Here is a 14,838-nt window from a genome sequence, read left to right as displayed (position 1 = left end):
GGTTTTTTTTGTTTTTTTTGCGCCTTTTTTTTCTTCTGGGTGGTTTTCAACAGGTTACGCACAAAAGTTTTTTGGCGCGGTGGGGACCCATGGGTTGCCGAAGGGGTTTTCGTGGGGGTTTGGAACTGGATCGGGCACGAAAACCGGATAGCGTTTGCCTGGTTTGGAACGGAAAAAGTGGTGCGGGCGCTTTATTCCGGATTATACTATATATAATGGACCTGGCAAAAATGGAATATTCTCTATTATATATAGTGTACTTTGCAAAGTGGCGCGTTAGGGATAGCAGTGGAAATCCTTTTTAAAACTTGATAGTGAAAATTAAGGTGAAACCAAATATTTGGCAGATTGCTTCGTCCTTCGTCCTCGGAATGACGTTTTAAAAAGATTGTAACGGATAGCCCGACCCGATAGGGAAACGCCTAAATAATTATAAAAAGAAGTTCCAAACTAGACCGAAACGTATTGTAAAATCGCGATATGGGTAGTTTGGTGCTGAATAATAATTGTAGCCTGTGAATGATGAATTGAAGTGTTCGGCTTTAAAGTATAATCTGGTTTGACGGATTTTGGCATTTAAAAAGAAATCTAACCTTGGGAAATTACCAAATTCACGATCGGTTTGCACGTAAAATTCTGCCAATAATGGATTGTAGGCATTCATATAATACTTAGTGAAGTAGTTGAAAGTGATTCCCGTTTGCAGATACATGGCCTTTTTGAATAGGTTACTGGAAAAATATAATGTATTACGTGTTGTTAATTCTGGCACATTGAGTACATTATTGTTGTCTTGCATGTTTTGATACAACACGGTATTGTTTAAAGCAAACTTTCCGAATTTAATTTCATTTTCGAACTTAGCGCGTAGGTAAGTTATGGTTGCATTGTTTTGAAATGGTTTTACTTGTAGTGATGTTTCGTCCTTTTTAAAATATACGTAATCGGTTATAGTATTGAGATCGACCGTAATATTTGCTAGGTTTTTGTATTTTAGGTTGAATGCCAGTTGTTGTGTTTCGATATTATTGAAACTGTTTTGCCAGTTGTATTCTATATAATTGCTTTGATACAATAAGGTATTGTAGTTTGGTGCTTTTGAGCTGTGATTTATGGATGCAGAGGCAGCAATATCTTCATTTAACTTGAAGGTTGCGGTTCCTTTTAAAAAGTTGCCATCGAAACTTCCTGATACATTTACCCCTAATTCTCCTTTTAATTCGAAGCCTTTATATTGTTTGTGGTACTTACCCCCTGCTGAAAAGATATTACCTTTTAATCTGTTTGTTATTCTATTGCCGTTTAACTCCACCAACTTATCATAACCATAATTATAATTATTGTTACTTATGTTGAATTGCAGGTCTCCCATTATATTGTTACTGTAATTTACATGAAGTTGGTTGTAAAAATTCTCGAGTGTTGCTCTGTCTTTTACAACATTTTTAAATGAAGTTCCGAAATAAGTATTAGATGCTGTTTGATCGAACTGATAATACTTGTCTTCAAAAGATATGATATGCCCAATGTTTAGCTTGTTTTTTGACAGGGAATCTTTTCTTTTTATTATATGATATGTATGATCTAGATGAAAACGTTTCGCTCTTAGCATACTTTCGGCATTTTCGAAATTTACGGTAAAGATGGAACGGTCCAAAAATTCGGGATCGCCACTTTCAAAATACTTAACATCATCGTCTTGTAGCCCGCCATTTTCTTGGTTTAACAAATCTTGGGTTACGATATGCCCCCTAGCTTGATATCGGTTGTTTTTAGTTGCATAATTTGATGTGAACCTAAAATTACCGCTACTTGATAATATATTTTGATACTTACCTAAGGACCTCAACCCTTTGTATGCTATTGAAAAATTATATTGTGGCGAGGTATTTACAGTAAAAAACGCATCGGTTTGTTGACCTTGTTCAAAAGCTGTTTTAAAAAACAGTTCTGTTAATGGGGTTGGTACACGGTAATAGTTTATATCTTCAATTTCCATGTAAAAAAAATGCTTTGCTCGGGCTCCAAAACTTGGCATTAAACTGGTATTCTCGAAGTTATAGGTAAGATTGTTATAGGTTTGCCCCATGTTTGAGAAAGGCATAAGCCCAAAATTGTCTTTTCGTAAGTAATTGAATTTATATTCTTTTCTTATTGTAAGTGTTGTATCTACGTAAGTTGTGTCGTTTTCTGAAGATATTATTAAGTAATCTGTGATTTTAGCACGTTTTTCTTTGTTTAGCGTATCGTTTGGTTCTGCTATACCTAATTCACGACTTAATCGGTTTGATTTTTTTGGTTTTTCTTGAGCAAAAAGTTGGCTGCATTGTACAATTAAAAAAAATGCAAAAAACAGATTAATGAGATGCTTATTTTTATTTACCATTTTTTTCTTAGATATCCTTACCATATGCAAAATTTGAGTAGATAATGTTATTTTCCTTCCACTCATAATAAAATTGATTTTTCTCGAAGCAAAAGTAATTATTTGAACGTTAAATGAGCGTAAATATTTTAAATAAACAAAGCCAGCGTAATTGCTGGCTTTGTTTATTTAAATAAGTTGTTTATTTATTGATAAAATAATCCATAAGTTCTTAAAGAAGGATTATCAACACTTGTAAATGTACCGGCCTCGTTTGAATAACTAAAAAGATTTGAACTAAAAGATCCCTCATCAGTATATACCAACCCTTTAGTGCTTAAGAAAAAGTTCAATAATGGTGCTGCACTAGCTGCAAAGAAATTACCATTACCTGTTGCAAAACCTGTAGAGGTTACAAACACTAAATTATTTTTATTCTCTACTTTAATATAATATGATCCTGATGTTGCTAAACCATCACTGAGTCGTTCTACCAACAATACAATTCTAGAATTCGCATCGGTGGTTGATGTTGCGTTGTAATTTGTGCGTAATTGAACCCCTGTATAGGTAAAACCTTGGGTTCTTAAATTTGCATCCACCTGCTGAATCATAGCATCCCAAGCACAACTGGTTAAAGGATTAGCACCAAATCTAAATTCGTTAGCGAAAATTGCCAATCTATTCGGAGCGTTTAGTTCTGCTAAATCGTTAGTCAGTCTTAGTGGTAGATCATCATTAATTAACCTTAAATTATCTGCAGCATTGATATACTCGCCAGAGGTTTCATCAAAAGTAAAACTGGATATTGTTATATTATTTATGGTAACAGGATTTAATAAACTAAAACCTGTTGGTGTAACTACTGCCGGAACATTCAAATTTAATCTTACATCATTTTCAAAATAATTTAGTGTAATTAACCTAGTATCTGCATTGAATGAAAACGATGCAATTGCATTATTATTGAACAAAATGTTTCGGAATACCGAATCTGAACACTCACCTGCTATTTTGTTTGCTGAAGCGTAAACGGGTGCAAAATCGAAATCTGCAGGCGTTGCTTTACGCAAAGTTAAGATGGTAATATCATCGCCAAAATCAAGTTTGCTTTCCAACACAACTTCATCAGCTGTTGCAGACAAGATATTGAATACAAATTCTCCCCCGTTATTATTATTGTTTAATGAGAAAATACTCGAGAATACCGAAAATGACTCTAACACCAATTCAATTTTAAGTGTTTTATCTATTCTATATGTAATCTTATTATCTTGATCACCAAACTCGTAATCAGATTTTATATCTACATCTCCATTACCATCAAACTTCATTAACACTGTATAGGCACCAAAAGTTTCATTGGGAGAATAGTAACCTATCCAACCATCTGTAGGTGCTTTTAAAATATCTAGATATTCTTTTTTTAAAGCTTCAGTTCTTTCGTTTATCGATTGCTCAAAAAGTGGTTCTACATCATTATCTGTACAACTAACTGCCAAAACCAAGACAACAAGTACAAAGATGCTTTTAATTAATTTATATGTTTTTTCCATTTTTTATATTTTTTATAAGCTTTAAATACAATTAATCTGGTATAACCCCAGTTGCAACTAAATTAGTCAATCTTGCTTGTAGCGTGTCTCTTACTACTTCTAGATCTATATTAAAGTTGTTTTTGTAAAATTCAAGAACTAAATCTACTTTTTGTTTGATTAATTTTCTTCCCTCATTAAGTTCTCTGCAATTAACAATAGCATCAGCATCGGTAAGTGTTGAACAATCTTGTTGGGTTATAAAATCGGCTTCAAAAGTAGCTTGATCTACAACTAAAAAATGAGAAATTATTTCACAAAAATCCTCATATTCATTAAGGGTTCCGTAGTTTCTAACCATCCCTAACTTGATGGCATCATCTCTAGTTACACCATTACTCCAGTTATTTCCAAGATATGTATCAGAAATGGTGTTAAAACCAACTGGTATCCCGTAATTTTGATGTACAATATGAGAAAACTCGTGATGTACCGTCGCCAGAACACCTCCACCTGGGTTGGCTAACCAATTTCTATTCTGAAAATCTAAGTTATTCAAATTTAACAAGGTAACTCTGGCACCTCCTTCAGCGTACCCTAGCAGTATGGTTCCATCATCGTTGAAGATATAAGAACCTATATAAACCAATTCGGCAGGGAACAATTCTTTTATAAAATTTTCAGCAGTATTGCTTGAAGTTGTATAAGGGCCTATCCATAAATAATCTACAAGTTTGCTTGTTGGTATTACAAAGTCTGACTCTATGGGTGTAGCTCTTTGGGTTGGATCTATAAAATTATCATTCCATCTCCATCTTGTAGCTGTGTTGTACCTTTCAAATAAACTTTTTCCTCCATTAGCATATAAATAAATATCATTTGGATGTGAAATAACTGGATCGGAAGGCGGAACGTACAGCCCATTACTATCATTGGTAGTACATTGTGTAAATTGTACCAAAATGATTGTTAAAATTATATATTTAATTGTTTTTTTCATCTCTTTAATTATTGACTTGTTAAAATAATTTTATACGATTCCTTAATTAATAACCTGGGTTTTCTTCAATTCCATTAGCTATAGCCTTAGCAGGAATTTGTTCTGCTTTTCTCGCATCATTAGCCTCCAGTGTTACATCTTGTGATACATTTCCATTAGAATCGGTTTGGATAACATGGTACACCTCTAAACCTAATCGTTTAATATCAAACCATCTTAAACCTTCTCTTAAAAACTCTTTTCTTCTTTCTCCTATAACAAACTCAAGCATAGCTTCTTGATTTGTACCGCCGTAGTAGGCCGCTATTGCAGATAATTGCAATTGGCCACCATTATTATACCTTTGGGGAGCCATTACATTATAGTCGTTAAGCGCATCGTTCAACCTATTCAACCTTACATAAGATTCCATTCTGTTTAAAACAACTTCTTCACTTCGTAACTCTGGCATGATAAAGTAGGGAAATCCTGTTGTGGATGTAGTATATTCAAATAGTTCGGTGTATTTAGGCTGTGCCCTAGCAGATGATGAACTGAACCCATAGCGCAAATCGCGTTGATCGGTAGTGGCTCCTTGCGGTCTGTTTTGAACAAAAATATTAACAAAAGTATTCGTGTTTGCTTGATACCCTCTTGTATATCTATTTACCATAACACTTTGCTTTCTAACCACTAATAAATTTGTTGGATCTGTAACATCTGTAAATTGATTGGCTATTGCAACTGATCCTGAACCTGTAAATACGTCATCCATATCTCTTATGTAGGTAGTGCTAACAACTCCACTTCCAAGAATTTTATTAGAATACTCAATGCACTTTTCATAATCTCCTTTGAACAAAAAATAACGGGATGCAAAGGCATAAGCTGCATTTTTATTAAAATGATACTTACCTGTGCCTACATAATATTTATCTGAAATTAAAGGTAGACCATCCAATAAATCTTTTTCAATAAGATTATATGTTTCTTCTAAAGTTCCGCGATCATAAGATACTTGTAGTTTTGTTTCAGGTTTTGTAATATAAGGTAATCCCAATGCTCCTTTGTTTGCTTCGCTGTAATGTTGACAAAACACATTTGCCAGCATAAAATGGTTATAAGCCCTGGTTATTAATGCTTCACCCGTTAAAGCATTTCTATAATCTGCATCACCTCCTTCAATTTCTTCAAGCGCAGCTAATGCTTGGTTTGCGTGAGCAATTGCTTGATAGTTATTATCCCATAAATAAGTTGGCGTATCTTGATCTTCTTCAGATACTACTGGTCTGTAACTATAAAGTTCTGTAGACCAATCAAATTGGGTATTTTCTTTTATATAGGTAGCGTTGTCTGATTTCCATTCTACAAAACTATAAATAGCTTCGGAATATGCAGATACCAAAATTTCTGAAACATCATCTAATGTTTTTATAGTTTGTCTGTTATCTGGAACTTCATCTAAATAGGAATCACATGACACTAATGACCCGATTATTATTAATGTAAGTATAAATCTTTTTTTCATAGCATTAAAAATTTAAATTAAGGGTAAAAGTATATGTACTTGTTAAGGGTAACGAAACCCCTCCAGATTGAAAAAACTCAGGATCTACGCCGTTTAATTTATCATCTGAATATATGAGCCATAAATTATGGGCTGACAAACTGATAGAACCAGATTTCATTTTAGTTTTATCAATGATACTTTTAGGTAAACTATAGCTTAATCTGATGTTTTTAAGCCTAACAAAATCGCCATCTGCAACCCTAATATCACTCTTGTTATATAGGTCGTAAGGATTTAACCCTTGACTTCTTAGTGCTTGAGTTGCCGTTTCGGTAAGGATAGAAGGAATATTTGTTATGTTTTCATCTCCGGGCAATGACCATCTGTTTATTAAATCGCCAGATAATGAACTAAAATCGTCATACAATCTAGCAGATCCGTCACTTAAACGCACATCGTATACATCATCTAAACGAATTTTGTTTCCACCCCTATAAGCAAATCCAACATTTAAACTTAAATTTTTATAAGAAAATGTATTATTAAAGCCTCCAAAGAACACTGGTTCTGTTGGCCCATCATATTTAACGTGTTCCAATACATCTTCTCTTTCTTGTAAATTGAGTGTTTGAATGATTTCACCATCTTCGTCATAAAAAGTGGGTATTCCGTTAGAATCTAGACCTGCAAAAGGAATTGAAAATAATGCTCCTGCTGGATATCCCACAAAATTGCCCCCATTTCTACTTATAGCATCCCCTACGCGGTCTCGTGCATCCCATTCTGTTATTTCACTTTTAGAATGGCTAAAATTAAAATTAGACGTCCAATTAAAATTACTAGTTTCAATGTTGGTTGTTCTAAGGCTTACCTCAAAACCATCACGATCTAACTTTCCAATATTACCAAGTTTAATGCTTTCGCCACCAACACCATTTGTTTCAACAAACCCAATTAGGTCTTCAGACTTTCTTTGGTAATACTCTACTTCAATTCCTAAACGATTGTTGAAAAACGCTGTTTCTAAACCTATATTCCATTCGTATAGTTTTTCAAAGGTTAATTCAGAATTTTCCAATTGATCTATAAGTAATGCAATTTCTCTTTCGGTAGCTTGCGGTCTTAAAGGCTCAACTCCAAAAACAATTAATCCTGCACTAGCATTATAAGGGTTAGACCCTGAAAGCCCATAGGTGGATTTTAGTTTTAATAAATTCACCCAACTTGCATTATCAATAAATGATTCTCGATGAATATTCCATGCTCCACTTATATTCCATGTAGGCAAATATCGGGCTGCTCTGGAATTACCTGTTCTATTATCACCAAAATAGGTGTAAGTTCCATTTATTATGTATCTACTATCATAAGAATAAGCCGCTGTAGAAAACATACCCCACGCTCTGTTTTTGGTTTCTTCTACCCTAAAATAATCTTCTCCTCTGCTGTCTAAAAATCTAATAAAATTAGGATCACTAATTATTAAACCTCCTTTGTCAAATAAATACCCCCAACCATCATTGAATTCTTCTGTTCTATTACTAGATCGGATTTCTTGCCCTAATAATAAATCTACTTGCTGTACATTATTAAATGTATGTGAGTAGTTAAGTGAATTTCGCATGAATAAATTATCTAATGAGTTGTCTGTTGTTTTTCTGAAACCTCCATTTGGCAATACCGAATATGGTTCTAACTCTGGGGCATCAGGATCATCAAATAAAAATATATTGCTATTTCTTACTAACGGACTATCCGCTCTGTAAGCTGCTGCATTATTGGAATTCTCATGAATTGTTTGCACTGCCGAGCTTCTGTATCTACGTGCTTGCAATACGGTATTGAATGTTATATCTTTGTTTATTTTCCAATCTAAATTGGTTTGAAGAGACAAATCAATCAAATCTAAATCAACATAATTATTATTTACTTCGTGTAGAATGTTAAATGGCGCCCAGTTTCTTCTAAAGTACTGAAGATCTCCATTTTCATCATAAGGCGTCATACTTCTACTGGAATACAAAGCAAAATTGAATGGATTGATATCAAAATTTCTTTCGTAAACACCAGAAAGTGCATCAAACTCCCTGTCTTGAGATGCAGCTATCCTTTGATCTCGAACATTTGCTGTTAATTTGAAACCTAATACAAAGTCATCTGACAAATTAAAATCAGCGTTTAAATTAGTTGTATAATTTTTTACATTATCAGCAATTGATTGTCCTTCATCTTTTAAAGAACTTACTGAAGCTCTGTACCTAGCTTTATCTGTACCAGAACTAATACTGAATGTGTTTGTATAAACAAAAGAGTCCTTGAACAGAACATCAAACCAATCTGTATTTGCATTAGAGTAACGTTGTAAATAATTGTAGTTTGGGGATCCACCAGGACCCCAAGCTAACTCATTATTTGTAATTTTATAAAACATATCAGAAAAAACACCATGGTTTCTTGCTGTATTTGAATTAGCTATATCTATCCAACCTTTTTCATACAATTCTTGGTAAACACCCATTTCATCTCCTGAACTTAGGATATTGAATTGACTATAACTAGGTTTATTTCTAGTTGTTAAACTTGTAGTGAAATTGATGGAAGGCTTACCTGTTTTACCTCTTTTTGTAGTTATAACAATTACACCATTTAAAGCTCTAGCACCATATTGTGCGGTAGCCGATGCGTCTTTTAAAACTGTGAAGGTCTCTACATCATTTGGACCAATACCTGCGGTTGAAGAACTAAGTATGGTTTCAAGATTACCCGTGGTAATATCTTGATTTGATAATTCAACAGCATCCTCTAAAACAACGCCATCAATCACCCATAGGGGTTTATTTGCACCGTTAATAGATGCATTACCTCTAATTCTAACTACAGGTGCCGTACCAAAAGTTCCTGATACGTTTTCAATCTCAACACCTGCTACTTGACCTTGCAAGCCTCTACTAATATCAGCAACACCTTCTAATTTAATGTCACTTGCTTGCAGTGTAGATGCAGAACCTGTAAAGAGTTTTCGGTCAATCTTTTGATAACCAGTTACCACTACGGTATCTAAACTTTCTAAATCTTCAGTTAAAACAACATTGATGGTAGTATTGGAACCCACTGGTATCAATTGGGTTTTCATACCAATAAAACTAATTTTCAATACACTGTTTGCAGTAGCAGTTATTGAATAGTTTCCATCAAAGTCGGACACAACACCTTTGCTTGTTCCATCAACAATAATAGTGGCACTTGCAAGAGGCAACCCATCGGCATCCGTTATTTTTCCTGTGATTGTTTTGTCTTGGGCATAAGACAATTGTATTGAAAATGCCATGAAAAGCATTAACAAACCCGTCAACTTTAATTTCATACAATAATTATTTGTGTTAGTCAAAAACGAATATCCTAATATTATCTTAAAGAAACAAATTAAAAGATCAAATAAACGTGTTGAAATTCACTTTTTTTCCATTTTGTTTAAAGAATATTCAGTGTTTAGCCAAATTTCATAAAAAAGATTAAACAAAATTGGGTAAATCATGATTATTTATCATTCTTAAAACAAGTGTTTTGAAATAAGCACCTATTAAATAAAAACTATAAATTTGTCAATATTTAAAAAACATGCTAATAAAAAATTATTCAAATTTTGCTTTAGAATGCGGTACAGATGAAGCAGGACGTGGGTGTTTAGCGGGTCCAGTTACTGCTGCTGCGGTTATTTTATCTCCCACATTTAAAAATTCACTTTTAAACGATTCCAAACAAATAAGCGAACACAAAAGAGATTTGCTAAAACCTATTATAGAATTGGACGCCTTAACTTTTGGTGTTGCGCATGTGTTTCAAGAAGACATTGATGAAATAAATATATTGAATGCTTCCATTTTGGCCATGCACAAATCTATTTACCAATTAAAACCCAAACCAGAATTCATTATAGTTGATGGTAACAGATTTAAACCTTGTGGCGACATTCCCTTTGAAACCATTATAAAAGGTGATGGCAAATATTTAAGTATTGCCGCGGCTTCGGTGTTGGCAAAAACGTATAGAGATGCATATATGAACAAAATTCATGAAGAATTCCCTATGTACAATTGGAAACAGAACAAAGGCTACCCTACTAAAGAACATCGAGAAGCTATTCGCGAATACGGAATTACCAAATACCACAGAAAATCGTTTCGTTTATTACCAGAACAATTGAAGTTGGATATTTGATGGGCATTGCAAAAAAGAATAACACAATGCATTCTTTTTACACGCTATAAATTGAAAAATATGTAGGTTTGTATAAATTAATTCGTTTTATGAGATTCTTAGCTTTTACCCTCTTATTATTTGTTGTTTTTAGCTGTTCTAATGTAGAAAAAAATCGCAGCAATCTTATCGATTTTGTTCCAGAAAACGCGTCCATCATTATAAAAACATCCAATCTTGAAGATTTAAAAAGCAGTATTAACAATAGTGATTTTCTAAATAAATTCTCAAAAACGTCTGCATATAAAAATTTAGAGGCTAAACTTGAAAACTTAAAACTTTTAAAACCAAATGGCGAATTGCTTATTTGCTTTTCAAATGATGGTAACGATAGTTTACAATATTCAATCATTACCAAATTCAATCCGCAATTATTCAAAAGAGATTCCATTAAAAATTATATGGAAGAAACGCTTGAATATGAAAACCAAACACTAACAAAATCCACCTTCAACAACCATACATTTTACAGCACCGTAATTGATAGTATTTTTTTTGCTGCATCGTCTAAAGACATTATTAATACTGCGCTTTCAAACCCAAACATGAATGAGGAACTGGTAAAAATTTACAATTCTACCAGTAATGACAAAACGTTTTCAATTATAATAAACACCAACTCGCCTTTTATAAAATCGTTTTTTATTGAAGAAGCTCTAAACTTAAAAGCAATTACCAGCTACATAGCCATTGATGTTGATGTAAACCAAGACTACCTTTATATAAACGGTATTACGAAAGCTGTCGATTCTACAAAAATACTGAACAATATTTTTAAAGGCACCATTCCGCAGGAAAACCAAATTCAAAATATCGCACCTTTTGATAGCGATGCGTTTATGAGTTTCACTTTTAAGAATTTTAAAAACATTGAAACTAATTTAAAAGCATTTAATAAGCAGGATTCTATTGCAGGCAGTTCTCCTCTTTTTGATAATATTATAGAAGTGGGCACTATTTATCAAAATGAAAATCGTGCAATTGCTTTAAATTCTATCGATTTTATAGCTACTGAAGATGCTTTGATTGGCGAACAAACCATTGTTGCCAATTATAGAGGTATTGAAATTTACAGTTTCAGCCAACCTAGTCTATTTACTAACACCTTTTCACCTTTAATTAAAAACACCAAAGCCAATAAATATTGCATTTTAGATAACTTTTTTGTGTTCTCAGATAATTCAGAATTGCTGCAAAGCATCATTGCAAGCTATCAAAACAAAACCACTTTTAGCGAATCTGAAACTTTCAAAAAAGTTAAAGAACAATTAAGCAATGCGTCATCCCTATTGTTTGTAACGAACAGCAACTCTTTAAAATCTATATTAAGCAAAAATTTTAATGATGCGTTAGACGATTCTTTCAGCAGCTATAGCACATCGGCATTACAGTTTATATACGACACTAATTTTGCCCATTTAAATGCCTTTATAAAGAAGAGCAAAACTACGGCAATTCAAAATTCGGTTTCAGAAGAATTGAACATTAAATTGGGTACTGATATTTTAACCAAACCTCAATTTGTAACCAATCATCTTACCAAAGAAAAAGAAATTGTTGTTCAAGACATCAAAAACAACCTCTATCTAATTTCCAATAAAGGAAAAATTCTGTGGAAAAAACAATTGGAAGGAGCTGTTTTAGGAACCATTGAACAAATTGACATTTATAAGAACGGACGCCTGCAACTCGCTTTTGCAACTCCTAACCGTGTTTATGTTATAGATAGAAATGGTAAGGATGTGGCACCGTTCCCTGGTAAATTCAATGATGAAATTACCCAACCGCTTTCAGTTTTCGATTACGACCGAAATAAAGACTATCGCCTGTTTGTTAACCAAGGCAAAAATATTTTGGTTTACGATGTTAATTTAAAATTAGTCAATGGTTTTAATTTTAAAGCTGCTAAAGATGCCATTATTAGCCAGCCAAAACATTTTAGGATGAGCGGTAAAGATTATATTGTATTTAAAACTACCAACACCATACATATAATTGATAGGACTGGTGATACTAGAGTGTCTCCAAAAACGTCTAGTAATTTTTCAAATCAACCCATCTTTTTATATAATGATACGTTTACCACAACAACTTCAAACGGGCAATTAATTTCCATTGATACTAGAGGCGGCGTTTCCACCCAAAATTTAAATCTTTCTGAAAAACACCATTTAGAAGCTTCCAGCAAAACTTTAGTTACATTAAGCGAAAATAAATTAACTATAAAAAGTAATCTTGAAGAATTGGATTTTGGCACCTACACAAGACCCGAATTGTTTTATATAAAAGATAAAATTTATGTTGCCATTACCGATTTACAAACTCAAAAAGTATATCTCTATGATAGCCAAGCAAACCTGCTGCCTAATTTCCCTGTATATGGAAATTCGGAAATAACCTTGGATAATATTGATAAAGACAATAGCTTAGAATTTGTAACAAAAGGCGAAAACAATTCCATCTTACTATACCGCATAAACTAAACCTTAATATACTTATTTACAGCTTTATAAAATAAAGAATTTTCACATTAACTTTTGCATATGAAAAAGTAATTTTTATCTTTAGGGCTGCTATTAATCCATACCTCTCCATGAAAATCAATAAACAATGCCATCAGCTATTTTGCTTTTTGGTTTTTTTATTCAGTTTTAGCATCACTAGCCAAAACACTTGTAACACATATTATCCGTTTTTTAAAGAAGGCGTTCAGTTTGAAATTACAAACTACAATGCAAAAGGTAAAAAAGAGAATGTTTCTATTTCCAAAATACAAACTATTGAAAGCAATGTAACCACTGATGAAAAAGGGAAACTTATGGGCTATACCGAACTTACCAGTATTACAAAATAATTAAAATATTACGATAACCAAATCGAAAGTCCTCAAATCTGAGAACGTCAAAGTGTATGCTTTGGCGTTCTTTTTTTATGTGTTTTTCTTTTGAAATTAGTACTACTGCACTACAAAAAAACAAACCATGATTTCAAGAAAAAACGCTTCCATTTCAAAATTCATCATTCATAAAGTTGGCAATAAATTTAACGATACCAAAAATGCTTTTTCAGAAAAATTAGTAGATTTTGATGAAGCCAGTTACAACCTCATGCTGCCTTTTTAGTTAAGACCTTTGGGAAGCGTGGTTCAAAGCTATAGGTTTAACCACCATGCTAATATTTCATTGAATGAAATCAATAGTTATAACGTAAAAATACTCATGGTTTTTAGCTTAAAAGATACCCAAATCCGTGTAAATACTTAAAAACCAAACCTTTAACAGTATTACACATCTTCTATACTCTTTTGCAATACTGATATGCTGTTGGTAAGCATCTACTTTATTTTAACCAAATTAATTAGTTATTTAGTTTTTCTCACAATCATTAATTATAATAATTCAACAAATAACTAGTGTGACAGATAGCCTAAATTCGGCAAAAAATTTCTATATTAGCATAGATCCTTTAATAAAAAGGAGGTTTATGAGTTACATATTCTGTACGAAAACAAAACAATTAAAACCTTAAAGTTTAAAAAGTTTAAACAAGCTATTAATCAATAAAATTAAGAAATGATGAAGAATTCAAAAATGTTAATTTCAAAATCAAAGTATTGTATTTTGGCTATTATTGTGGCCTTAAATTTTGCCTGTTCATCAGAAGATGGCACTCAAGGACCAGAGGGACCTGCAGGAGAAGACGGCAATGCCAATGTACAAACGTTTGTGTTCAATACTTCATCATTATCGGGGGATTCATTTATCTTAAGCCTCCCAGAAATCACTCAAGATGTAATTGACAATGACGTTGTACTTGGTTATATTACACACTGGCAGAATTATCATTATCCTATTCCTGGAACTGTTTTTAATGGTGAAAGTGCCGTTAGGGTCTATATAGTTCCTAGTCAATATCATATTAAATTTCACAATCTCAATGGCACCCCTTACACTGTTGCCGCGGGAGCTTATCCTACTACAAAAATTATCATTATAAAATCTTCCAATACAACAATCGCTAAAACAAGTAGCAAAAAAAACAGTAAACAACACATTTTAAATGAGCTAAACCAAAATGGGGTTGATATTAACGATTATAATGCAGTATGCAACTATTATGGGATTAAGGATTAAGCATTAGCAAAAACATTTATTAAAAACCGAAGCTTAAAACCTTCGGTTTTTTTATACCT

The 14,838-nt window shown here is 32.9% G+C and carries 11 protein-coding genes; 6 read left to right on the top strand and 5 right to left on the bottom strand.

Going from position 1 to position 14,838, the window contains the following annotated elements; genetic code table 11:
• Positions 1-216 (top strand): hypothetical protein (locus J8H85_RS05400; protein WP_209653375.1); only part of this gene is annotated, 216 nt, incomplete at its 5' end.
• 214 nt (positions 217-430) lie between these two features.
• Here J8H85_RS05400 and J8H85_RS05395 read toward each other — a convergent pair.
• From J8H85_RS05395 to J8H85_RS05375, 5 genes are all read right to left on the bottom strand, one after another.
• Positions 431-2,386 carry a putative porin gene (locus J8H85_RS05395; RefSeq protein ID WP_209653374.1) on the bottom strand — a complete coding sequence of 652 codons (1,956 nt, stop codon included), beginning with the start codon at positions 2,384-2,386 and terminating at the stop codon, positions 431-433.
• A 185-nt stretch (positions 2,387-2,571) separates the two neighbouring features.
• A complete protein-coding gene (locus tag J8H85_RS05390) occupies positions 2,572-3,921 on the bottom strand; it encodes a DUF4302 domain-containing protein (protein ID WP_209653372.1) in 1,350 nt (449 codons plus the stop codon).
• Positions 3,922-3,952: 31 nt separating this feature from the next.
• Positions 3,953-4,900, bottom strand: coding sequence for a substrate import-associated zinc metallohydrolase lipoprotein (locus J8H85_RS05385; protein WP_209653371.1), 948 nt, complete (start codon positions 4,898-4,900; stop codon positions 3,953-3,955).
• A 46-nt stretch (positions 4,901-4,946) separates the two neighbouring features.
• Entirely contained in the window at positions 4,947-6,407 is a 1,461-nt protein-coding gene (locus J8H85_RS05380) for a RagB/SusD family nutrient uptake outer membrane protein (protein ID WP_209653369.1), read from the bottom strand.
• Positions 6,408-6,411: 4 nt separating this feature from the next.
• On the bottom strand, positions 6,412-9,753 hold the full coding sequence (locus J8H85_RS05375; RefSeq protein WP_209653367.1) for a SusC/RagA family TonB-linked outer membrane protein: 3,342 nt from the start codon (positions 9,751-9,753) through the stop codon (positions 6,412-6,414).
• Between the two features lie 254 nt (positions 9,754-10,007).
• Here J8H85_RS05375 and J8H85_RS05370 point away from each other — a divergent pair, with 254 nt between their 5' ends.
• The 5 genes from J8H85_RS05370 to J8H85_RS05350 all read left to right on the top strand — a co-directional run bounded on the left by J8H85_RS05370 (position 10,008) and on the right by J8H85_RS05350 (position 14,779).
• Positions 10,008-10,607: a ribonuclease HII gene (locus J8H85_RS05370; protein WP_209653365.1), complete on the top strand. Its 600-nt coding sequence runs from the start codon at positions 10,008-10,010 to the stop codon at positions 10,605-10,607.
• A gap of 89 nt (positions 10,608-10,696) precedes the next feature.
• Positions 10,697-13,129 carry a ribonuclease HII gene (locus tag J8H85_RS05365; RefSeq protein ID WP_209653364.1) on the top strand — a complete coding sequence of 811 codons (2,433 nt, stop codon included), beginning with the start codon at positions 10,697-10,699 and terminating at the stop codon, positions 13,127-13,129.
• Positions 13,130-13,239: 110 nt separating this feature from the next.
• A complete protein-coding gene (locus tag J8H85_RS05360) occupies positions 13,240-13,500 on the top strand; it encodes a hypothetical protein (RefSeq protein ID WP_209653362.1) in 261 nt (86 codons plus the stop codon).
• Between the two features lie 127 nt (positions 13,501-13,627).
• A complete protein-coding gene (locus J8H85_RS18890) occupies positions 13,628-13,768 on the top strand; it encodes a hypothetical protein (RefSeq protein ID WP_245243736.1) in 141 nt (46 codons plus the stop codon).
• 450 nt (positions 13,769-14,218) lie between these two features.
• Positions 14,219-14,779, top strand: coding sequence for a hypothetical protein (locus J8H85_RS05350; protein WP_209653360.1), 561 nt, complete (start codon positions 14,219-14,221; stop codon positions 14,777-14,779).
• The last annotated feature ends 59 nt before the right edge of the window (positions 14,780-14,838 follow it).

Origin of the sequence: Mariniflexile gromovii (genome assembly GCF_017814435.1) — a bacterium.
GTDB classification, from domain to species: Bacteria; Bacteroidota; Bacteroidia; order Flavobacteriales; family Flavobacteriaceae; genus Mariniflexile; species Mariniflexile gromovii.
The sequence above is the reverse complement of the archived record's forward strand: the minus strand, read 5'-3'. Positions and strand labels throughout refer to the sequence as shown.